The sequence below is a fragment of the Thalassolituus sp. LLYu03 genome, assembly GCF_050507655.1.
Lineage (GTDB): Bacteria > Pseudomonadota > Gammaproteobacteria > Pseudomonadales > Oceanobacteraceae > Venatoribacter.
Genome location: NZ_CP191496.1, coordinates 2734065 through 2755208, shown reverse-complemented (window position 1 = coordinate 2755208; position 21144 = coordinate 2734065). Strand labels below are relative to the sequence as shown.

Genomic DNA, 21144 nt, shown 5'->3' with positions numbered 1-21144 from the left:
CAAGTCAACCTGTTTTGTATAACTTATTCTGACTTTGTATAACTAATGGACACCATCAGTCAGCCTGACTGACCTGTCGTATCACGACGCGGCTGATGGCGTCGGCCACTTCCGGCTCCAGCCCCACCGGACTGTGCAGTTCGATGCGCACCGGCACACCTTCCTGCGCCAGGGTGTCCTGCAGTTCTTTCAGCATGCGCGGCACGTCGTGGCGCAGATGACGGCCGGCGGCAAAGAACAGCGGCAGCACGTCGATGTGCTGATAGCCCGCGTGGGCCAGTGCGCGGACCTGCCCGGTCAGGGAAGGTTCGGCCAGTTCCATGTACGCCAGCTCGACCCGGGTACCGGCATCCAGTCCGTCGCGGATACCGTTCAGCAGCTGGCTGAACGGCGCCAGCCATTGGGCGTCGGAACTGCCGTGGGCCAGCAGCACCGAGGCACGGGAAGAAGAAAGAGTCGGGGTCATAGGGTCTCCGCTGTCAGTAAGGCAATCAGCTGTTGGGCTGCATGTTGCCCGCTGTGCCAGGCACCTTCAAGGCTGGCGTCGGCACACCAGTCACCGGCCACTGCCAGACGCTGCTGTTCATCAGCCAGCGAGCCTTGGCGCAGCGGGTTGGCGGGCACCGCATAGAGCCAGCGGTGCAGCCACTGATCGCGGATAGTGTGGTCTGAGAACGAGGCGCCCGTCTGTGCAGCGCTGGTCAGTTCGCCAAAGGCAGCCAATAAGTCGCGCTGCACCTGCTCGCGCGGGCTGTTTTCATGCTGCCGGCTCCAGCCGTGACTGGCGTGGATCACCCAGCTTTCGTGGGTGCTGTCCCGTCCGGGTTTGCTGCTGTTGCGCGCGACCCAGCTGAGGATGCCCTGCTGCACAAAAAGGGCGTCGGGCAGGGCGGGCAAAGGCTCGTTCAGGGTCAGCAACAGACTCCAGCAGGGCAGCATGTCGACCCCGGCAATCCGCTCCCGCGCTGCGTTGAATGCGGGGCTGGCCCTGTCCAGCAACGGCAGGGCCTGTTGCGGCGGCGTGTTGATCAGCAGTGCCTCAAACGGCCCGTGACTGACGCCCTGATCGTCGCTCAGCCACCATTCGGGCCGGGCGGCCGCGCCGCGGTTTTCACAGCGTACGATGCGGGTAGAGGGCACAAAGGCGCTGGCCTGCGCCAGCAGGGCGCGGCTCAGGGCGGTCATGCGCGGCGTGGCAACGTAGCGGGCAACGCCGTCGTCGGACGGCTGCAGCTGATCGTCACGGAACACCCATGGCGTTACCGCCCAGCGCTGTACCAGTCCCGCCTGCTGCCAGTCGTGCAGCTGGTCAGAAAAAGCAGCCGAATGGGCGCGCATAAACTGCGCGCCCATGTCCCAGCTGCTGTCGTTCACCTGCTTGCTGGCCAGACGCCCGCCGGAGCCCCGGCTTTTATCAAACACGGTGACGTGAAAACCGGCCTGGCGCAGATCGCGGCAGGCGATCAGGCCTGCAAGTCCGGCGCCGATGACGGCGATGCGCGCGGGTTCCCTGATGTGTGCTGGTTCTGTGCTCCGCTCAGGAGCCGGTGTTGGGTTTGAGGAGTGTGCGGTCACGTCGGTCATGAAGACTCCATCCGGATCATTGGTCTTGTACAACGGGTTGTGTTCAGCCGGTTCTATTCAGCGGGTCAGCGGGCCGCTGCAACGGATCTTGTACAACGCTGCCTATTGTACATGCTTACGTGTATATGTATAACTAATGTATAGGATTTGGTGGTTGCCATCCCGGATCCTGTGACAAACCTCTGTTCAAACCATCAGTGAGACTGGCCGGCGAGGGCCAGTCCCGTCAGGAGTACCGGCTATGAGTTATCAGGCACCTGTGCGTGATATGCAGTTTGTATTGTATGAAGTGCTGAAAGGCGACCAGATTCTGCCCGCCTTGCCAGGCTTTGAAGACGCCACGCGCGAGATCATGGACGCCATTCTCGACGAGAGCGCGAAATTCACCCAGAACGTCATCGCCCCCACCAACGTGACCGGCGACCGCGAAGGGTGCACCTACGACCCGGCCGCGAAAACCGTGAAAACGCCGGCGGGCTTCCGCGAGGCGTACCAACAGTTTGCCGAGAACGGCTGGACCGCGCTGTCGGCGCCGGTGGAATTCGGTGGTCAGGGCATGCCGCACGTACTGAACACCCTGGCTGAAGAAATGATGTGCTCGGCCAACCTGTCGCTGGGCATGTATCCGGGGCTGACCCACGGCGCGGTGAACGCGCTGCTGACCTACGGCACCGACGAGCAGAAAAACGAATACCTGCCAAAGCTGATCAGCGGTGAGTGGACCGGCACCATGTGCCTGACCGAGCCCCAGTGCGGTACTGACCTCGGCCTGATCCGCACCAAAGCCGAACCTCAGGCCGATGGCTCGTACGCCATTACCGGCACCAAAATCTGGATCACCGGCGGCGAGCAGGACCTGGTGGATAACATAGTGCATCTTGTGCTGGCCAAACTGCCGGATGCGCCGGGCGGCTCCAAGGGGATTTCGCTGTTTTTAGTGCCGAAATTCCTGTCCGACGGCAGCCGTAACCCGGCCTTCTGCGGTGGTCTTGAGCACAAGATGGGGATCCGCGGCTCGGCTACGTGTGTTATGAATTTTGAAGGTGCCAAAGGCTGGCTGATCGGCGAAGCGCACAAAGGTCTGCAGGCCATGTTCGTGATGATGAACAGCGCCCGTTTGATGGTGGGTATGCAGGGGCTGGGCATTGCCGAAGCGGCGTATCAGGTGTCGCTGGGCTTTGCCAAAGACCGTCTGCAGAGCCGTGCGCTTAATAGTCCGGTAGCGGCCGATAAACCCGCCGACCCGATCATTGTGCATCCGGATGTGCGGCGCATGCTGCTGCGCCAGAAAGCCACCATCGAAGGTTGCCGCGCGCTGGCTTACTACACCGTCATGCAACTCGATATCGCGAGCCATGGTTCGACGGAAGACGAGCGCGAACGCGCCGACGACATGGTGCAGCTGCTGACGCCTGTGGTGAAAGCTTTCCTCACCGACGAAGGTTTCTTCTGCGCCAACGACGGCCTGCAGCTGATGGGCGGTTCCGGTTTTACCCAGGACTGGCCGCTGGAGCAGTTTGTGCGTGATGCGCGTATCACCCGCATTTACGAAGGCACCAACGGCATTCAGGCGCTGGATCTGGTGGGGCGCAAAATGGGCATGAACGGTGGCCGTTCGGTGCGTCGTTTCTTCGGCATGGTCGAAGGCTTCCTGAAAGAACATCCGCAGGCGCCGTTCGCTGCCGAGGTGAAAGCCGCCAGTGAGCGTCTGCAGAAAGCGACCATGTGGCTGATGCAGAACGGCATGGCCGACCGCGAGCAGGCCGGGGCGGCGGCCACACCGTATCTGCGCCTGTTTGCCCTGACAGCGGTGGCCTATTTCTGGAGCCGCATGGCGCTGGAAGCGCAGCAGCAACTGGAGAACGGCAGCACAGAAACCGATTTTTACGGTGCTAAGCTGAAAACCGGTCAGTTCTTTATCGATAAGATCCTGCCCCAGAGTCTGAGTCTGGTGGCCGAGATCGAAGCCGGTAAGGACAGTCTGATGGCCATGACCGCCGACCAGTTCTGACCACTTCGGTCAGGCCGGAGCCGCTGGGCCTGGCTGAGTCAGGCATACCGGTCAGGCTTTCCGGTCAGGGCATCGTGGTACATGGCCGGTGGCTGATCCGTTACGGAACGCAGTGAAGTGAGGTGGCAGTATGGTCAACGACATGGCAACACGGGAACGCATCCTGATCACCGGCGGCAGCGGCTTTATCGGCTCGGCACTGGTGGAGGATTTTCTGGCCATGGGCCATAAGGTCACCGTACTCACCCGCCGCCCCGGGCCCGTGCTGCGGCGCTGGCCGTCGGTGCGGGTGGCCGCCACCATCAACGAACTGGCCGGGCCCTTCGACGTGTTGGTGAATCTGGCGGGCGAGGGCATTGCCGACCGTCGCTGGAGCGACGAGCGCAAGCAGGCGCTGTTCGACAGCCGCGTCACCCTGACCCGCGATCTGGCGGACTGGGCGGTGCGCAACGGTCAGCGTTTCCGTCTGGTGATGAGTGGCTCGGCGGTGGGGGTTTACGGCGCGTTCGACGGCCAGAACAGCCCGGCACTGACTGAACAAAGCCCGCCCGGGCAGGATTACGCTGCCGGCCTCTGCCGTGACTGGGAAGACGCGGCACTGGCCTTTGGCGCCCTGACCGACCGGCTGGTGCTGTTGCGCACCGGCATCGTACTGGATCGGTCGGGCGGTATGCTTGGCAAGTTGCTGTTGCCCTTCTCGTTGGGGCTGGGCGGTGTGATCGGTGACGGCGAACAGATGCTGTCGTGGATTTCCCTGCGCGATTACCGCCGGGCCGTGCACTTCCTGATGACCACCCAGATCAGCGGGGTGGTGAACATGACGGCGCCGCAACCGGTCAGCAACCGCGACTTCACCCGTGCCCTGGCTGCTGCCCTGCATCGCCCGGCGCTGCTGCCGCTGCCGGCCTTTGTGGCGCGCTGGCTGTTCGGCGAAATGGCCGACCTGCTGCTCAAAGGGCAGAAGGTGTTGCCCACTGTGCTGCAGAGCCAGCACTTTCCGTTTGACTTTACTGACATCCACGCCGCTCTGGCCCTTCTGCAGCACCGCGACTGAGGGGCAAACCGCCCCTTAATCCCCCCTTTTTTAGCCGTTTAATGCGGCTGTTACACAAGTGTGTAAGCGACTGTTGCTTTCGTGTAATAAACCAAAAGTTTGACACCTGTCATTACTGGCAATCCATTGAATTTCTTTGGGAAAAACGGAATTTATTAACTGAAAAATGACACTCAGGGTAAGTGTGTAGATTTCTGTTACTTCGTTTGCGGCGGGGAAATTGTCTGACTACACCTAAAGTATTCAAGACGTTCACCGATACAGGTCAGTTTCACCATGAGCATCAGCCGCCAGACATTAGATCAATACCTTTACGAATTCGATCAGGGATATCGGGTTACTTATGTGAATTACTCCCGCGCCAACGAGCTGACCGACGCTCAGCTGATTCTGACGCTGGAACGAGGCTGTGAACGGAAAACTTTCGCCTTCTCGCAACCGCATTTCTGCGATGTCGATAAAAACCTGGTGTCCAGCCACGGTCTTTACATCGCCGCGATCAAAAGCTCACCGCTGTCACCCAACCGGGTAGAAGTGGGCGATATTGAAGGATCGTTTGCCTACTTTACCGCCAAGAACGTGAAGAACATCACGCCAACGGCCTGACCCGGAATACCGTCAGCCAGGAGGCGGTGAGTACAGTCCTGGCACTAATTTGATCGCAGCACCCGATCACCCATGGCAGTCTTCTGATGTATCGATGTCTTCCTTCTCTGAGAGCCCTTGTGGCTCTCTTTTTTTTGCCTGTCGTTCCGCTTTTACGCTGACGGGCGCATAAACCGCTGTGACTGAACGCTGGGTTTCATGCTGTCAGTCATGACAGAAGCGGCGCCAGCCTCTAAGCTAACCGGCAAACAAAGCGCAAGGGAGTCTGAAATGACGGACGAGGTTTTTATCATCGCCGCTTACGGCATGATTGTATTGCTGGGGCTTTTGATCTCGCTGGTGGTGGGTGTGGTGCTCTGGGTGTCCATCGCCTATGTCATCGACATCCGCCAGACCCGGCACACGGTGCGCCGTAATTTTCCGGTGATTGGCCGCTTCCGCTATTTCTTTGAGCATCTGGGCGAATTCTTCCGCCAGTATTTCTTTGCCATGGACCGCGAAGAAATGCCCTTCAACCGCGCCGAACGCAGCTGGGTGTACCGCGCGGCGAAAAAAGAAAACACCACCATCGCCTTTGGTTCTACCCGTCGTCTGGATGTGCCCGGCACCATTATTTTCGTGAACAGCCCCTTCCCGGCACTGAAGCACGACTTCGCCGAAGTGCAGCCCATCACCATTGGCAAGCATTGCCGTACGCCCTACGTCACCAGTTCGCTGATCAATATTTCCGGCATGAGCTACGGCGCCTTGTCGGCCCCGGCGGTGCGGGCGTTATCGAAAGGCGCCAAAAAAGCCGGCTGCTGGATGAATACCGGTGAAGGCGGTTTGTCGCCGTATCACCTCGAAGGCGGTTGCGACATCGTGTTTCAGATCGGCACCGCCAAATACGGCGTGCGCAACGAGCTGGGTCAGCTGGACGACGACAAACTGCACGCCATCGCCGCCCACGAACAGGTGCGCATGATTGAGATTAAACTCAGTCAGGGCGCCAAACCGGGTAAGGGCGGTATTTTGCCGGGCGAAAAAGTCACCGCCGAAATTGCTGCCATCCGTCATATTCCGGCGGGTGAAGATTCCATCAGCCCCAACGGCCATCCGGAGATCCGCAGCGTTGACGACTTGCTGGATATGATCGGTCACGTGCGTGATGTCACCGGTAAACCGACGGGTTTTAAAACCGTGCTGGGCGATGTGGGCTGGATCCGCGATCTGTGTCGGGCTATTCAGCAGCGCGGGCCGGAAAGCGCGCCGGATTTTATTACGTTAGACGGCGCCGAAGGGGGCACAGGGGCAGCACCGCAGGCGCTGATGGATTACATGGGGCTGCCGCTGGTGCAGGCGCTGCCCATGCTGGTTGATGTGCTGGATGAATTTGGTATGCGCCCGCGCATCCGCGTGATCTGCTCGGGCAAATTAATTACCCCCGACCGGGTGGCCTGGGCGCTGTGTGTGGGCGCCGACTTTGTCACCAGTGCGCGCGGCTTTATGTTTGCCTTAGGCTGCATTCAGTCGTTCCAGTGCAATAAAAATACCTGTCCGACCGGTATTACCACCCACAACCCGCGTTTGCAGCGCGGTCTGGTGCCGGCGGATAAAGCCGAAAGGGTCGCGCATTTTGTCGAAACCATGGTGCAGGAGGTGGGTGTCATTGCACACTCGTGTGGCGTCGACGAGCCGCGTAAACTGACGCGCCACCACGCGCGTATGGTGCAGCCGAACGGCGAGGCAAAACTCTTGTCTGATCTGTACGGCAGCGACCAGTTCCACCCCGGCGCTGAGTTCGAATTCGCCGAATAATCGCTGGCCTGAGCAGGTGCTCGGGCCATTTTTTAAAATTAATTACCCATCCGTATCAGGAGCAGGTTCTGTATGTTGTTTTCAGGACGCCGCATCGTTGTTGTTACCCTGAGTCTGTTGTCTGCCGCCTTTACGCCACTGGCATCCGCCGATGAAGTGCTGGTGGCGGTTGCCGCTAATTTCACCGCGCCGATGAAAGACATAGCGCAGGCGTTTCAGCAGAAAACCGGCCACACGCTGAAATTGTCGTTCGGCTCGTCCGGTAAATTCGTTGCCCAGATAGAAAACGGTGCCCCGTTCGAGGTGTTTTTATCCGCCGACCAGAGCAAGCCACAGGCGCTGATTCAGTCGGGCCGGGCCGATGGCAATACCCGCTTTACCTACGCCCTCGGCGGTCTGGTGCTGTGGTCGCCGGAAGCCGATGCCGATGTGCATCAGCAGTTGCTCGACGGTTCGTTTGAGCGTCTGGCGCTGGCCAATCCGCGTCTGGCACCCTATGGCGAAGCGGCGCTGCAGACTCTCGCGGCACTGAACCTGAGTGACGCCACGCAGAATAAACAGGTAATGGGCGAGAACATCAGCCAGACCTGGCAGTTTGTTTCGTCCGGCAATGCCCAGCTCGGGTTTGTCGCGCTGTCGCAGGTGATGGCCGACGGCAAAATTCAGAACGGCAGCAGCTGGGTGGTGCCGCAGAATCTGTATCAGCCAATCCGTCAGGACGCGGTGCTGCTGAAACGCGGCGCCGGCAATCAGGCGGCGCGGGATTTACTGGCGTATCTGAAATCCGCAGATGTAAGCGCCATCATTGCCCGTTACGGCTACGGTCGTTAAGGCACGGCATTTCAGCAATAAGCAATGTCAGGAATACAGAATTTGAACGATAAAAAAGCCCGGATAATCCGGGCTTTTTTATGGCAGTTTTTCATCAGTTTTTTTACACCCTGATGAAGTCAGACACGGTCAGTACGACACGGTCAGTCTGACACGGTCAGTACGACACGGTCAGTACGACACGGTCAGTCTGACACGGTCGTCAGACACGAACGCTCTTCACAGACGCTCTTCACAGACGCTCAGGCCGGGCTGTCGGCCTGACGCAGACGGTTGTCGCCGCTCAGGGTACGGTAGCTTTTGGCGTAGAAACTGTCGGCCGATGGCGACAGTACCTGTGGCACATAGTACCAGTCAGCCTGTGTCATTTGCTGGTTAACCGTCAGCAGAATAAAACCGTGCTGGCGCAGCTCAGCGAATTTAATGTGCGGGCTGGCACCCATGATGGTGGCCGCGCCGGTTTCGGCAATCACGGGCGGAAAACCCGGTGAGGTTACCGACGGTGTAACAAATTCCACCGCCAGCGAGCCTTCGCCTGTGTAGCGGTTGTAGTTGTCATGGTCGTACGGATCATCACTCAGGTCGGATGCAAACGAGCTGTGCACGTCGCCGGTTAATACCACCACGTTCTGAATAGCCTGCTGGCGGATCAGGGCGAGCAGACGATCGCGGCTGGCCGCATAGCCGTCCCAGCTGTCGAGCCACAGCGAGGCGCCACCGCCGAAATAATCCGGCAGATTAATAAAATAACGCTGGGCGATCATGACCTGCTGACCCAGAATTTTCCATTGGGCGGTGCTGGTCTGCAGCTGATTGTGCAGCCAGGCTTCCTGTTCAAAACCGAGCAGGGTGCGGTTGCTGTCTTTGGCTTCGGTTTGTTTATCGGCGCCGGACGGTGGCAGCATGCGGCCCTCAATGCGCGTATCCAGCATCAGCAGGTCGAGCAGATTGCCGTAACTCAGGGTGCGGGTGATGCTGCCGTCGCTGTTTTCACGGATCGGCATCCACTCGAAATAGGCCTGCTTGGCCGCCGCTTTGCGGTCATTCCAGTCACCTTCGCCGTCGTTGTGGTTTTCAGCACCGTAGGCGTTGGAATCGTTGGCAAATTCATGGTCGTCCCAGACGGTAATAAAGGCATGGCGCTGGTGAACGGCCTGCAGGTCGTCATCGAGTTTGTAATAGGCGTGACGACGGCGGTAATCGGACAACGTGGTGATTTCGTGTGACGGTGCCAGCGGACGCTTGGAGCGCAGCAGAATTTCGTCGTATTCATTCTGGCCATATTCGTAGATGTAATCGCCAAGGTGCAGCACGGCGTCCAGGTCGTTGCGGTTGGCCAGTGCGCGGTACACGTTAAAGTAGCCGTGGGCGTAGCTGGAGCAGGACACCACAGCAAAGCGCGCCTGCGCCAGATCGCCTTCCGGCGCCGTGCGCGTGCGACCCACTGCCGAGTATTTGTTCTGCACATGAAATTGGTAGAAATATTGGGTGCCGGCCGTCAGGCCGTCGGCGTCGACTTTTACCGTGTAATCACGTTCGTCGCTGGTGCGGAAGGTGCCGCTGCGTACCACTTGGGTCATGGCTTCGTCGGTCGCAACGCGCCATTCAACGGTTACCGGCAACAGCACTTCCGGCTGAAAATGGGTCCACAGAATGACACGGTCACTGCGCGGATCACCACTGGCGACCCCGTAGTTAAATTCACCGGGATTGATCGTGTCATCCACGGGTGTGCTGCTCATGGCAAAGCTTATCGGGGACGAACCCAGTGCGCCGGCGCCGGCAAGGCCAGCTCCGGTATTGGTCAGAAAACGGCGGCGGGTAATGGCCATTGCATGGCTCCTTTGGAATGGTGGTGAGGGTGATGCCCGGCCGCCATTCTGGTGAGCCTGTATGTCAGGGGAGTGACAGTTTCTTTACGTTTGGTACGAACGTTTTATCCGTTGGCGTAACGCCGGTGAACGCGCACAAAAAAGCCGGGAAAACCCGGCTTTTTCATGCGCCATAACGGACGGGGGAATTACCACTCAATACCGGCCTGCGCTTTTACGCCGGCTTTAAAGGCGTGTTTTTCCATTTTCATATCGGTCACGGTATCGGCCAGTTCGCGCAGGGCGGTGGGGGCGCCACGGCCGGTGATGATCACGTTCTGCTGCGCCGGGCGGTTAACCAGTGCTTGTTCGAGGTCTTCGAAGGACAACAGATCGTAGGCCAGCATATAGGTCAGTTCGTCGAGCATCACGGTGCGGATGTCAGGGTCGGCCAGCATGGCTTTGGCTTTTGGCCAGACGTCATCGAAGGCTTTCTGATCCTGCGCTTTGCTCTGGGTTTCCCATGTGAATCCTGAACCCATCACCACATGGGTGAGGCCTTCCAGCTTACCCAGCACTTTCGCTTCGCCGCAATCCCAGGTGCCCTTGATGAACTGCACCAGACCGGCCTTATAACCGTGGCCCAGTGTACGGATCAGGGTGCCGAAACCACTGCTGCTTTTGCCTTTGCCGTTGCCGGTTAACACGATCAGCACGCCGCGTTCTTCCTGAGCACGGGCGACAGCGGCGTCCACTTTCTCTTTGTGTTTCTGCATTTTCTGCTGGTGACGTTCTTCTGCGCTTGGTGTGGTCATATCAGGATGCTTCGTGTGGTTATTGGGTGAACAAGTGTTTCTGTGGCCCTTAACTATACTGAAATCATCCGACCGCCTGAAGCAGGAACGCACGATGGAAGAAAATAAACAAAATCAGGATGTTATGGTGGACCAGGACCCGCAGGAAACCAAAGAGTGGGTCGACGCTATTCATTCTGTCATCCGCGCCGACGGTGTGGAGCGTGCACATTTTCTGATTGAACGTATCGCAGAACGGGCCACCCGCGACGGTATGCCACTGCCATACGCCCTGAATACGCCTTACCGCAACACCATTGCTCCGGAAAATGAAGCACCCATGCCCGGTGATTTATTCATGGAGCGCCGCATCCGCTCACTGGTGCGCTGGAATGCGCTGGTAATGGTATTGCGCGCCAATAAAGAAGGCGCCGGTGATCTGGGCGGTCATATTTCGAGTTTTGCCTCCAGTGCCACGCTCTATGACGTGGGCTTTAACCATTTCTTCCGTGCCCCCGACGCCAACAGCGATATTTCGCCATTGGGCGACCTGATTTATTACCAGGGCCACGTAGCGCCGGGCATTTACGCCCGTTCGTATCTTGAAGGGCGCTTTGAGGAAGCCGATCTCGAACGCTTCCGCCGCGAAGCGCTGGCGCCCGGTCTGTCGTCGTATCCGCATCCGAAACTCATGCCCGATTACTGGCAATTTCCGACGGTGTCCATGGGCCTTGGTCCGCTGCAGGCGATTTATCAGGCGCATTTTATGCGCTATCTGTCGGCGCGCGGACTGGTGCCGCGTAAAGGCCGTAAAGTGTGGGCATTTCTGGGGGATGGCGAATGCGATGAGCCGGAAACTCTGGGCGCTATTGGTCTGGCCGGCCGCGAGAAATTAGAGAACCTGATTTTCGTGATCAACTGCAACCTGCAGCGTCTCGATGGCCCGGTGCGCGGTAATGGCAAAATCATTCAGGAACTGGAAAGCCAGTTCCGTGGCGCTGGCTGGAATGTCATTAAAGTGGTGTGGGGCAGACATTGGGATCCACTGTTCGCCAAAGACCGCAAAGGCATTATGCAGAAACGCATGGACGAAACCGTGGACGGCGAATATCAGAATTACAAAGCCAAAGGCGGCAAGTACACGCGCGAACATTTCTTTGAAAAATACCCAGAGCTTAAAGAGCTGATCAAAGATCTGTCTGACGAGGATATTTTCCGTTTAAACCGCGGTGGTCACGACCCGTACAAGGTGTTCGCCGCCTATCACGCCGCGGTGAATCACAAAGGTCAGCCGACCGTGATTCTGGCGCATACGGTTAAAGGTTACGGCATGGGCGCAGAGGCTGAAGGTCAGAATCAGGCGCATCAGGTGAAAAAACTCGATATCGCCAGCATCAAGGCTTTCCGTGACCGTTTTGATATTCCGGTGCGCGATGATGATCTGCCGCATCTGCCATTTTACCGGCCGCCGAAAGACAGCCCGGAGCTCAGCTACATGCGCAAGCAGCGCGAAAAGCTGGGCGGCTATTTACCGGTGCGCAGTGAAAACTGGACCGCCATGAAAGCCCCTGAGCTGGATTTCTTTAAAGCCCAGACCGACGGTACCGGTGAGCGTGAAATTTCCACCACCATGGCCTTCGTGCGCATCATGTCGCAGTTGCTGAAAGACAAAAATATGGGCGAGCGTGTGGTGCCGATTGTACCGGATGAAGCGCGTACATTCGGTATGGAAGGCCTGTTCCGTCAGATTGGTATTTATTCGTCAGAAGGTCAGTTGTACGAGCCTGTGGATCAGGGGCAGGTGATGGTCTACCGCGAGGATAAAAAAGGCCGGATTCTGGAAGAAGGCATTAACGAGGCCGGTGCTTTTGCCGCGTGGATGGCGGCGGCCAGTTCGTACAGCACCAACGGTATGGCGATGATTCCGTTTTATATTTATTACTCCATGTTCGGCTTCCAGCGCGTGGGCGATCTGGCCTGGGCGGCGGGCGATATGCAGTGTCAGGGTTTTCTGATCGGTGCTACATCCGGGCGCACCACCTTAAACGGCGAAGGTCTGCAGCATCAGGATGGTCACAGCCATATTCTGGCGTCCACCATTCCCAACTGCGTGTCCTACGATCCGACCTACGCCTATGAAATGGCGGTCATCGTGCAGGATGGTCTGAAGCGCATGTACGAGAAGAAAGAAAAAATCTTCTATTACATTACCTCGCTCAACGAAAATTACCCGCACCCGCCAATGCCTGAGGGTGTGGAAGAAGGTATTCGCCGCGGTATTTATTGTCTGCGCGAAGCCGCGAAAAAACGCAGCACGAAAAAACAGTCGGCCAAGAGCGCTGCGTCTCCCGTTGTTCAGTTGCTGGGGTGCGGGGCGATTTTACGTCAGGTCGAAAAAGCCGCCGACTGGCTGGCGGGCGAAGGCATTGCCGCCAGTGTCTGGAGCGTTACCTCGTTCAACGAATTACGCCGCGATGGTCTGGCGTGCGAACGGCGCACCCTGTTGTCAGCCGGCAGTGAGCAGCCACAGCCGTATGTCACCCGTGTGCTGAGCGCGAGCGAAGGCCCGATCGTGGCCGCCACCGATCATATGAAAACCTACGCCGATCAGATCCGGCCTTATATTCCTGCTGGCCGTCCGTTCCGCGTGCTTGGTACTGACGGTTTTGGCCGCAGTGATTCCCGCGATAATTTACGGCGCTTTTTTGAGGTCGACTGGCAGTTTGTGGCCTGGGCCGCGCTGGTGGAACTCAGACAAACCGGTGCCGTAACCGATGCGCAACTGGCGGGCTGGCGGAAAACGCTGGATATCGATGCCGGCAAACCTGATCCGCTGTACAGCTGAGGGAGACGCGCATGAGCCAATTAATCATTCCGGATCTCGGTGGCGCCAGTCAGGTGGATGTGATCGAAATTCTGGTCGCTGAAGGTGACCATGTTGATGCTGAACAGGCGGTGCTGGTACTGGAAACCGATAAAGCCTCGATGGAAATTCCGGCCGGTAAAGCCGGTGTTATTAGCCGTTTAATGGTAAAAGTCGGCGATAAAGTCAGCAGCGGTGATGCCTTTGCCGAAATAAAAGGTGCTGCTGCCGGCACGGCCGGAAAAACCGCCGAAAAACCCGCGGATAAAGCTCCTGCTGCGGTCAGCGCAGCAGCGTCAGCGCCGTCAAACGAGACTCAACCGCTTAAGGCGGCAGCTGCCAAAGCTCAGGCGTTTATGGTGCCCGATATTGGCGGCGGTAAAGCCGAGGTGATTGAACTGAGCGTGCAGCCAGGCGACGCGGTTCAGGCTGGTGATACCCTGCTGGTGCTGGAATCGGATAAAGCGTCGATGGAAATTCCCGCCGAGGCCTCCGGCGTGGTGCAGAGCTGGTCGCTCAAGGTCGGCGACAAAGTGCAGGCCGGTGATGCCATGCTGGTGTTAATGGCCGCTGCTTCATCTGGAGGTGCGGCTGGACATGCGGTTGACGATGCGGCCGGTAAGTCAGCGACAAGCGCCGCTGCACAGGCGGCCAAAGCCACAGCGGAAGAACCTGCGAAAGCGGCAGCACCGGTATCCGCTTCTGTGTCCCCAGCGGCGGCCACGAACCATACGGCGAATGGGGTGAACTCGGGCGAGGTGCACGCAGGGCCCGCGGTGCGCAAACTGGCCCGCGAGCTGGGCGTTGATCTGGCGCTGGTGGCTGGCAGTGGCCGCCGCGCGCGTATCACCAAAGAAGACGTGCAGAACTGGGTGAAATCCCGTTTGCAGAATGCACCTACCGCCGGAAATTCAATGGGCAATGCCGTGGTGGGTTCCGGTATTCCGCCTGTGCCTGTGATTGATTTCTCGCAGTTCGGTGACACCGAAACGGTGGCCCTCAATAACATCAAGCGGGCGACGGCCAGAGCCATGACCACGGCCTGGCTGAATGTGCCACAGGTCACTCAGTTTGATCTGGCCGATATTACCGACCTTGAAGCCTACCGCGTTGCGCAAAACCAGAAATTCAGCAAGCAGGGCATTAAATTTTCGCTGGTGCCTTTTGTACTGAAGGCGCTGTCGTGGGCGATGAAACAATACCCGGCATTTAATGCGTCGCTCAGCCCGGACGGCCAGTCGCTGATTCTGAAGAAGTACGTGAACATCGGCGTGGCCGTCGATACACCCAAGGGCCTTCTCGTACCTGTCATTCGTGACGTAGACCGTAAGTCGGTTACAGAAATCACACAAGAGTTAGCACAGAAGGCGGGGTTGGCGAGGGACGGTAAGCTATCCTTAGCCGATATGCAGGGTGGCTGTCTCAGTCTGTCCAGTCTTGGTGGGATAGGCGGAACGGCGTTCACGCCCATCGTTTCACCACCCGAGGTGGCGATTCTTGGCCTCAGCAAAGCCAGTATGCAGCCTGTGTGGAACGGCGAAACCTTTATTCCCCGTCTCATGTTGCCACTGTCGCTTTCCTACGATCACCGTGTGATCGATGGGGCAGAAGCCGCGCGCTTTGCGCAAACGCTGGTAGGCGCGCTGCAGGATATGCGGGAAACCCTGATGTGAGTGGGTTATCGGGGCCTGTTTCAGACATGCAGGCAGGCCTGGCGTTAATAAAAATAAAGCATAAGTAAGGTGTGAGGAGTCTATGCTTAAAGCACTGATGTGGCCGGCCATCAAACTGATGGGGCAGATGAGTTACGCGGCGAAATTCGGCGTCATCAGCTTCCTGTTTATGGTGCCTTTGGTGGTTCTCAGCGGTCAGGTTTTTCTGGCAGCGTTTGAATCACTGGAAAAAACCCGCACGGAATTGCGCGCGCTGGAAATGGGCGGGCAATTAAGCCGCTTCGGCCACGAGCTCGAGAGCTTCCGTGATCTGGCCTCCGCCGCGACCCACAAAAATGATGCCCAGCTTCAGGCCCGTGCCTCCGAGCTGATGAATGCATTGCCTGCCAAAGCCGATAAATTGATCGAGATGGCCGATGACGATCGTCTGGCAGAATCTCTGTCGTCCTGGAAAAACAAATACGTTCCTAATTTAAAAATTACCGGCGAACAGCGTCAGCCTACCTTCCGTGACCAGTACAAATATTTTCAGCTGGTGATCGACGAGTTTTATCTGGTTGAACGCCAGTTTATGCAGAGCGCCGGCGTGTCGTTGGATGCCGATGAAGACATTCAGCGTCTGACCGTGATTCTGAACACCATGCCGGAAATCAGCGCCAATCTGGGTATGGCCCACGGCGCAGGTATTTACGCCTTTGTTGAGCAGTATCTGCAGTCGGCCACGTACGACCTGATGAATGCCACTTATGACCAGTTACTGACGTCTGAACCCGATGTGCAGCTGATTCTGGCCAATGCCCGCGTATTGGGTAATGCCGACCTGATCGTGGCGGCAGAAGCTGCGCAAAAAATGCTGGAAAATATCCGCACAAAAATCGACGAAGAAATCATTGCGGCCTCCGAAATTGAATCCACCTGGGATGCCTTTGACAGTTTCTTCGTGCAGGAGATCGAACCGATGCGGCGCATGGCCGATCTGGTGTTTCCGCTCATTGCGTCCAAACTCGAAATCCGCCAGAAACAGCAACAGACCCGCATTACTGTGCTGGCACTGGTACTGGCCGGTGCCCTGAGCATTATTGTGTATCTGTACCTCGCCTTCTTTATGTCGATCCGTTACACCATTAAGCGTTTTTCAGCGGCCGCGCGTGACATTGCCCGCGGTGATCTGACGCAGAAAATCAGTTTCTCCGGTCGTGACGAGATGGGTCAGTTGCGTGATGCCTTTAACGACATGATCAGCAATATCCGCGCAACGCTGACCGCGGTGAAAGACACCGCCGATGCCGTGGGTCAAAACGTCAATCAGGTTGAGAACATCGCCAACCGCAGCCGTGAGGCCGTGCAGATTCAGCTTGATCAGACCAATCAGATTGCGCGCATCATCAGTGATGTGGCCGAGCGTTCGGGCGTGGTAACGCGTCTGGCCGAAGAAGCCGAAGACGCGGCACAATCCGGGCAGAGCAAATCCGACGAAGCCGGTCGTGTGGTCACCCGGGTGATGGATCAGGTGCGTGGTCTGTCGCAGGAAATGTCGAACTCCATGGAGGCGGTGAACCGTCTGGCCGACAACTCCTCCAGCATCAGTACCATTCTGGAAACCATTAAAAGCATTGCCGAGCAAACCAACCTGCTGGCGCTGAACGCCGCCATTGAAGCGGCCCGCGCCGGTGAGCAGGGTCGTGGTTTTGCCGTGGTTGCCGACGAAGTGCGCACGCTGGCCAGCCGTACTCAGGGCTCGGCGCAGGAAATTGAAGGGCTGATTTCGGATGTGCAGAAAAACATCGTCAGTGCGGTGAAAACCATGGAAGTGAACCGCAACATGGTTGAGAAAACCGTGGAAAACTCCGAACAGGTGAGCACCACACTCAACGAAATTCAGCAGAGCATGGGCGACATCCAGAAGAAAACGTCGGATATTGTGGTTACTGCTACCGAACAGAAACGCAGCGCAGCGGATCTGGATAAAAACCTCAGTGCTATCCGCGACAGCGGTCAGGAAACTTCCGGCAACGCCGAAGGTACGGTGCAGGCGGTGCGTGAAACCCAGTCGATGACGGATGCTCTGGCATCACGTGTGAAACAGTTTCAGGTGTGATGCCTGAATGTATTGTCACCGGAACCATGAATAAAAAAGCCTGCAATTGCAGGCTTTTTTCTTGGGCATTTTTCAGACTTTACACCGTGCTTTTGTTCACGGTTATCGCAAAAACGGACGTGGTTAGTCTTCCCGCACATGGCGGCTTTTCCACAGGATTTCCTGTCCGCCGTCCCGGCGGGCCAGTACCCGCGCCATAATAAACAACAGGTCCGACAGGCGGTTAAGGTAGCGCAGCGCCAGCTCATTCACGGTTTCTTTCTGCGCCAGGGCAACCAGCGAGCGTTCCGCGCGGCGGCACACAGTACGGCCCATGTGCGCGTGCGCCGCGGCGCGATTACCGCCCGGCAGAATAAAATCGCGCAGCGGTGGCAGGGTGTCGTTCAGCGCGTCCAGATTGTCTTCAATATCGTCCAGCAGGGCTTCGTTCAGGGCATTAAAGCCCGGAACCGACAACTCACCGCCCAGATCGAATAAATCGTGCTGAATCTGATGCAGCAAGGGCTGCAGCTCATCGCTGTCGCTCAGTTCGGCACGCAGCAACCCCATCCACGAATTCAGCTCATCCACATCGCCGATGGCGTGAATGCGTTCGCTGCGTTTACTGACGCGCGAACCGTCGCCCAATCCGGTTTCACCACCGTCGCCGGTGCGGGTCACAATTTTTGATAAGCGGTTGCCCATAATTCCTACTCAGCCTCAGTGCATCCGCGCGCGGATGGCATGTTGTTGATGTATCTGTCGATAATAGCAGCGTTGGTTCATAGCAGCGTTGATTCACAGCTGCGCTGGCTCTGCTTGGACAGCGCCTGAAAACAGGTCGGCAATGGCCTGTGGATTGGCCGGGAAAAACAAATGCAGATACCCGGCGGTCAGGCTGCCCACGCGGTACATGGCCTCACCGGGTGCCGGGTGGCGCGAACGGCGGGCGTGGCTCAGGGCTTCTGGCAGACCGCTGGCGGCGGATCTGTGATGAGCATGGCCGCGCACCTCGCCTTCCGGCAGCAGCGCGGTCTGCATGCCCTGACAACCGCCGCGGTCGCGCATCACACCTGTGCCCGGCAGCAGGCCGGCCATTTGCAGGCTTGTGCCATCGAGTTGGGTCAGTTGTTCGAGGCAATACAGAAAGCCGCCACACTCGGCCAGAATCGGTTTACCACTCTGATGAAACTCGCGCAGCGACTGGCGCATGCTGTGATTGGCTTGGAGAGTGTGGGCGTGTAATTCCGGATAGCCACCCGGCAGCCACAGCGCGTCAGCCGGCGGAATGTGCGCATCGGTCAGCGGCGAAAAATAGCGCAGCTCTGCGCCCAGCGTTTCCAGTAATCCGGTGTTGGCGGAATATATAAAACTGAACGCAGCATCGCGGGCGATGGCGATGGTTTTGCCGGCCAGCGGAGCCTTTGCGCTCAGGGTTTCTGCATCACGGCTTTGGACGGGTGCATGAAATTCCACCACGGGTGCCAGAGCTAAAAAATCGCGCGCATTCAGATGCGCCAACAGAGCCGCGCCGCGTTCAAAAATGGGTTCCAGTTCGTCGGCAATTTCGCAGGCCTGTACCAGGCCCAGATGACGCTCGGGCAGCGTCACCTCGTCGTTGCGCTGCAGACTGAACAGCAGCGGAATCGAATCGGGCAGCGCGTCACGGATCAGGTCGGCGTGATACTGGCTGCCACAGCGGTTGGCAATCAAACCCGCGACACGCACATCGGCGCGTTGCATGGCCAGACCATTCACCAATGCCGCCGCGGTTTGTGCCATGCCACTGACGTCCATAATGACCGCCACCGGAATATTAAACAGCGCGGCCAAATCGGCGCTCGACGGGTTGCCGTCGAACATGCCCATAGCGCCTTCAATCAGAATCAGATCATTGCTGGCGGCGGCCAGCGCCAGACGTTCGCGGCAATAGGTTTCGCCACACATCCAGATGTCGAGTTGCTCCACCGGCTGACCGCTGGCCTGCTGCAATATTTGCGGGTCGAGATAATCCGGCCCGGTTTTAAACACGCGCACGCGCAGTCCCTGATTGCGTAACCAGCGGGCAATAAACGCGGAGATGGTGGTTTTACCCTGACCTGAAGCAGGAGCCGACAGAAATAACGCAGGACAGGCGGGCATAGGAGAGCTCTCTGAAATCAGCGCGGCCTGTAGGTTTATAACAGGCCGCGCCCGGGTTTAACGGATCAGAAATCGTAGCGAACGTTCGCCATCCATTCACGACCCGGCGCAAAATAATTGCTGATGGTCTGATATTCACGGTCGGACAGGTTGTCGACACGTACACCAACGGTGGCCGCTTCCGTTACCTGATAATTCAGGCTCAGGTTGAGCAGGCTGTAGCTTGGCAGACGTTCGCCACCGTCGGTTTTTGGTGAGCCTTCAAAATACAGGGCTTCGGCCTGAGCGGTGAAACCTTCGCTGCAGTAGTAGAGCACGCCCTTGCTGGAACGTGGCGAAATACGGCGCAGACGGTCGCCGGTTTCGTCGTTTTTGGCGTCGGTCCAGTCCTGGCTGATTTTCGAGCTCAGGGTGCTGGTCCAGTCCTGCTGCCAGGTCAGGGAGATGGCTTTCACACTGGATTTACCGATGTTTCGCGCCACCCAGCTTGAATCGTAGGCGATCTGATTATTAAAAATCGCGCGCTGCGCATTCAGCTGCACCGAGCCGCTGCTGTAAGGCTGCACGTAACTGGCTGACCAGGTGCGGGAACGTTCCGGCACCAGTTCGTCGTTACCGAAGCCCGGATAATACAGGTCGTTAAAGGTCGGCGTGCGGTAGGCGGTGGCGTGGCCGGCGCTCAGTACGCCGCCATTGGCAGCCGTAACCGACGCGACGGTGTTGAACGACGAGAATTCACCGAAGCGGTTGTTGTCGTCGTGGCGTGCCCCGAGTTCCAGCGCAAAGGCGTCGCGGTGGTAACGGTAACCGGTGAGTACGCCGCTGGTGTTGTCATTTTTCTGGTCGTAATCGGTGGCCGATTCGCTGACGTCGACGGCCAGATAATCGCCGCCCAGAATCAGCATGTGGTGCTCATTCAGCTCGTAGCTGCCGATCAGGTTCAGGGTATTTTTGGTGGTGCCGAATAAAGAATCGGAACCGCGAGATTCCGAGCCTTTGTAGCTCCAGTTATTGTCTTCGGCACGTCCGGCACTGGCATTGATGCTCAGGCCGTTGTCGTTGTACAGATAACCGGCGCTCAGCGCCTGATTGACGAAATCCGTGGTGTTGTCAGAGCTGCTGTTACCGTCGTATTCCGACGTGCCCTGATTGCGCTGGTAATCCAGTTTGACGTTCTGGTGGCTGTCGACCCGGTGCGATACGCCGGTGGATAAACCGTAGCGCTCGTAACCGTCGTTGTCGGTTTCGGCGTCGTCTTTCACATCAAAGCCCACACTGCGGTCGTGCTGCAGGGCGGCGTAAACGCGGGTGTCACCGACCGTTTTATTGGTACGGAAACTCAGACCCCGGCTGCTGTCGCTGCCGGCGGACAATTCGACCTGACTGCCGTTGCTGTCTTTGCGGGTAATAATATTGATGACACCGGCTTGCGCATCGGCGCCGTACAGTGCGCCACGCGCACCGCGGATAATTTCGATGCGTTCGACCTGACTTGGTGCAATCAGCTGCAGATCCGCTGCACCGCTGGTACCGGAACCCACACGTTCACCGTTGACCAGCACCAGAATGCGTTTGTTATCCAGACCATTGATGTACAGGTTGGTGGTGTTCAGATGACCGCCGTTGCGGGTGAACTGAATACCGGCTTCCAGACTCAGCAGTTCGCTGAGCGAGTGCGCGTTGCTCAGTTCGATGGCGGCACGGCTGATGGTGATGAACTGGCTGTCGTTGATGACCTGCTCAGGCAAGCGGGTGGCGGTCACGGTTTGCAGGGATAAATCAGTGTCTGCCAGAACGACGGCAGGTGACAGCAGGGCAGCTGCCAGGATGGTTTTTTTCATAACACTTCCGATGGGAAAATTCCTATCGGCGGGAATCAAAACAAGCACGGCACAGAGCGC

At 57.9% G+C, this 21144-nt stretch carries 15 protein-coding genes; 8 read left to right on the top strand and 7 right to left on the bottom strand.

Annotated features, from left to right (window positions below; all coding sequences use genetic code 11):
- Positions 1 to 55: 55 nt before the first annotated feature.
- Entirely contained in the window at positions 56 to 466 is a 411-nt protein-coding gene (locus tag ACQUQU_RS12490; RefSeq protein WP_430460024.1) for a sirohydrochlorin chelatase, read from the bottom strand.
- Positions 463 to 1584 (bottom strand): NAD(P)/FAD-dependent oxidoreductase, encoded by a 1122-nt coding sequence (locus ACQUQU_RS12485; RefSeq protein WP_430460023.1) that lies wholly within the window; start codon positions 1582 to 1584, stop codon positions 463 to 465. The genes ACQUQU_RS12490 and ACQUQU_RS12485 overlap by 4 nt, the downstream gene beginning before the upstream one ends.
- Positions 1585 to 1825: 241 nt before the next feature.
- Here ACQUQU_RS12485 and ACQUQU_RS12480 point away from each other — a divergent pair, with 241 nt between their 5' ends.
- The 5 genes from ACQUQU_RS12480 to modA all read left to right on the top strand — a co-directional run bounded on the left by ACQUQU_RS12480 (position 1826) and on the right by modA (position 7883).
- The gene (locus tag ACQUQU_RS12480) at positions 1826 to 3595 is read left to right on the top strand and encodes an acyl-CoA dehydrogenase C-terminal domain-containing protein (RefSeq protein WP_430460022.1); all 1770 of its coding nucleotides are present in this window, start codon (positions 1826 to 1828) and stop codon (positions 3593 to 3595) included.
- A gap of 130 nt (positions 3596 to 3725) precedes the next feature.
- Positions 3726 to 4649 (top strand): TIGR01777 family oxidoreductase, encoded by a 924-nt coding sequence (locus tag ACQUQU_RS12475; RefSeq protein WP_430460021.1) that lies wholly within the window; start codon positions 3726 to 3728, stop codon positions 4647 to 4649.
- A 276-nt stretch (positions 4650 to 4925) separates the two neighbouring features.
- Complete coding sequence (locus tag ACQUQU_RS12470; protein ID WP_430460020.1) at positions 4926 to 5255, top strand: hypothetical protein; 330 nt, start codon at positions 4926 to 4928, stop codon at positions 5253 to 5255.
- Between the two features lie 270 nt (positions 5256 to 5525).
- On the top strand, positions 5526 to 7052 hold the full coding sequence (locus ACQUQU_RS12465; RefSeq protein WP_430460019.1) for an FMN-binding glutamate synthase family protein: 1527 nt from the start codon (positions 5526 to 5528) through the stop codon (positions 7050 to 7052).
- Positions 7053 to 7124: 72 nt separating this feature from the next.
- Positions 7125 to 7883 (top strand): molybdate ABC transporter substrate-binding protein, encoded by a 759-nt coding sequence (modA, locus tag ACQUQU_RS12460; RefSeq protein WP_430460018.1) that lies wholly within the window; start codon positions 7125 to 7127, stop codon positions 7881 to 7883.
- 242 nt (positions 7884 to 8125) lie between these two features.
- Here the strand turns inward: modA and ACQUQU_RS12455 are convergent, their stop codons facing one another.
- Both ACQUQU_RS12455 and cobO read right to left on the bottom strand, forming a co-directional pair.
- Complete coding sequence (locus tag ACQUQU_RS12455; RefSeq protein WP_430460017.1) at positions 8126 to 9715, bottom strand: alkaline phosphatase D family protein; 1590 nt, start codon at positions 9713 to 9715, stop codon at positions 8126 to 8128.
- Between the two features lie 188 nt (positions 9716 to 9903).
- Entirely contained in the window at positions 9904 to 10509 is a 606-nt protein-coding gene (cobO, locus tag ACQUQU_RS12450; RefSeq protein WP_430460016.1) for a cob(I)yrinic acid a,c-diamide adenosyltransferase, read from the bottom strand.
- A gap of 94 nt (positions 10510 to 10603) precedes the next feature.
- On the opposite strand from cobO, the gene aceE reads away from it, so the two are divergent.
- The 3 genes from aceE to ACQUQU_RS12435 all read left to right on the top strand — a co-directional run bounded on the left by aceE (position 10604) and on the right by ACQUQU_RS12435 (position 17122).
- Positions 10604 to 13333, top strand: a complete 2730-nt coding sequence (gene aceE / locus ACQUQU_RS12445; protein WP_430460015.1) for a pyruvate dehydrogenase (acetyl-transferring), homodimeric type — start codon at positions 10604 to 10606, stop codon at positions 13331 to 13333.
- An 11-nt stretch (positions 13334 to 13344) separates the two neighbouring features.
- Positions 13345 to 15024 (top strand): dihydrolipoyllysine-residue acetyltransferase, encoded by a 1680-nt coding sequence (gene aceF / locus ACQUQU_RS12440; RefSeq protein WP_430460014.1) that lies wholly within the window; start codon positions 13345 to 13347, stop codon positions 15022 to 15024.
- A gap of 82 nt (positions 15025 to 15106) precedes the next feature.
- Positions 15107 to 17122 carry a methyl-accepting chemotaxis protein gene (locus ACQUQU_RS12435; protein ID WP_430460013.1) on the top strand — a complete coding sequence of 672 codons (2016 nt, stop codon included), beginning with the start codon at positions 15107 to 15109 and terminating at the stop codon, positions 17120 to 17122.
- Between the two features lie 123 nt (positions 17123 to 17245).
- Here ACQUQU_RS12435 and ACQUQU_RS12430 read toward each other — a convergent pair whose 3' ends face one another.
- From ACQUQU_RS12430 to ACQUQU_RS12420, 3 genes are all read right to left on the bottom strand, one after another.
- A complete protein-coding gene (locus tag ACQUQU_RS12430; RefSeq protein ID WP_430460012.1) occupies positions 17246 to 17806 on the bottom strand; it encodes a cob(I)yrinic acid a,c-diamide adenosyltransferase in 561 nt (186 codons plus the stop codon).
- A 93-nt stretch (positions 17807 to 17899) separates the two neighbouring features.
- Entirely contained in the window at positions 17900 to 19243 is a 1344-nt protein-coding gene (locus ACQUQU_RS12425) for a cobyrinate a,c-diamide synthase (RefSeq protein ID WP_430460011.1), read from the bottom strand.
- Positions 19244 to 19308: 65 nt separating this feature from the next.
- A complete protein-coding gene (locus tag ACQUQU_RS12420; protein WP_430460010.1) occupies positions 19309 to 21084 on the bottom strand; it encodes a TonB-dependent receptor domain-containing protein in 1776 nt (591 codons plus the stop codon).
- Positions 21085 to 21144: the final 60 nt, after the last annotated feature.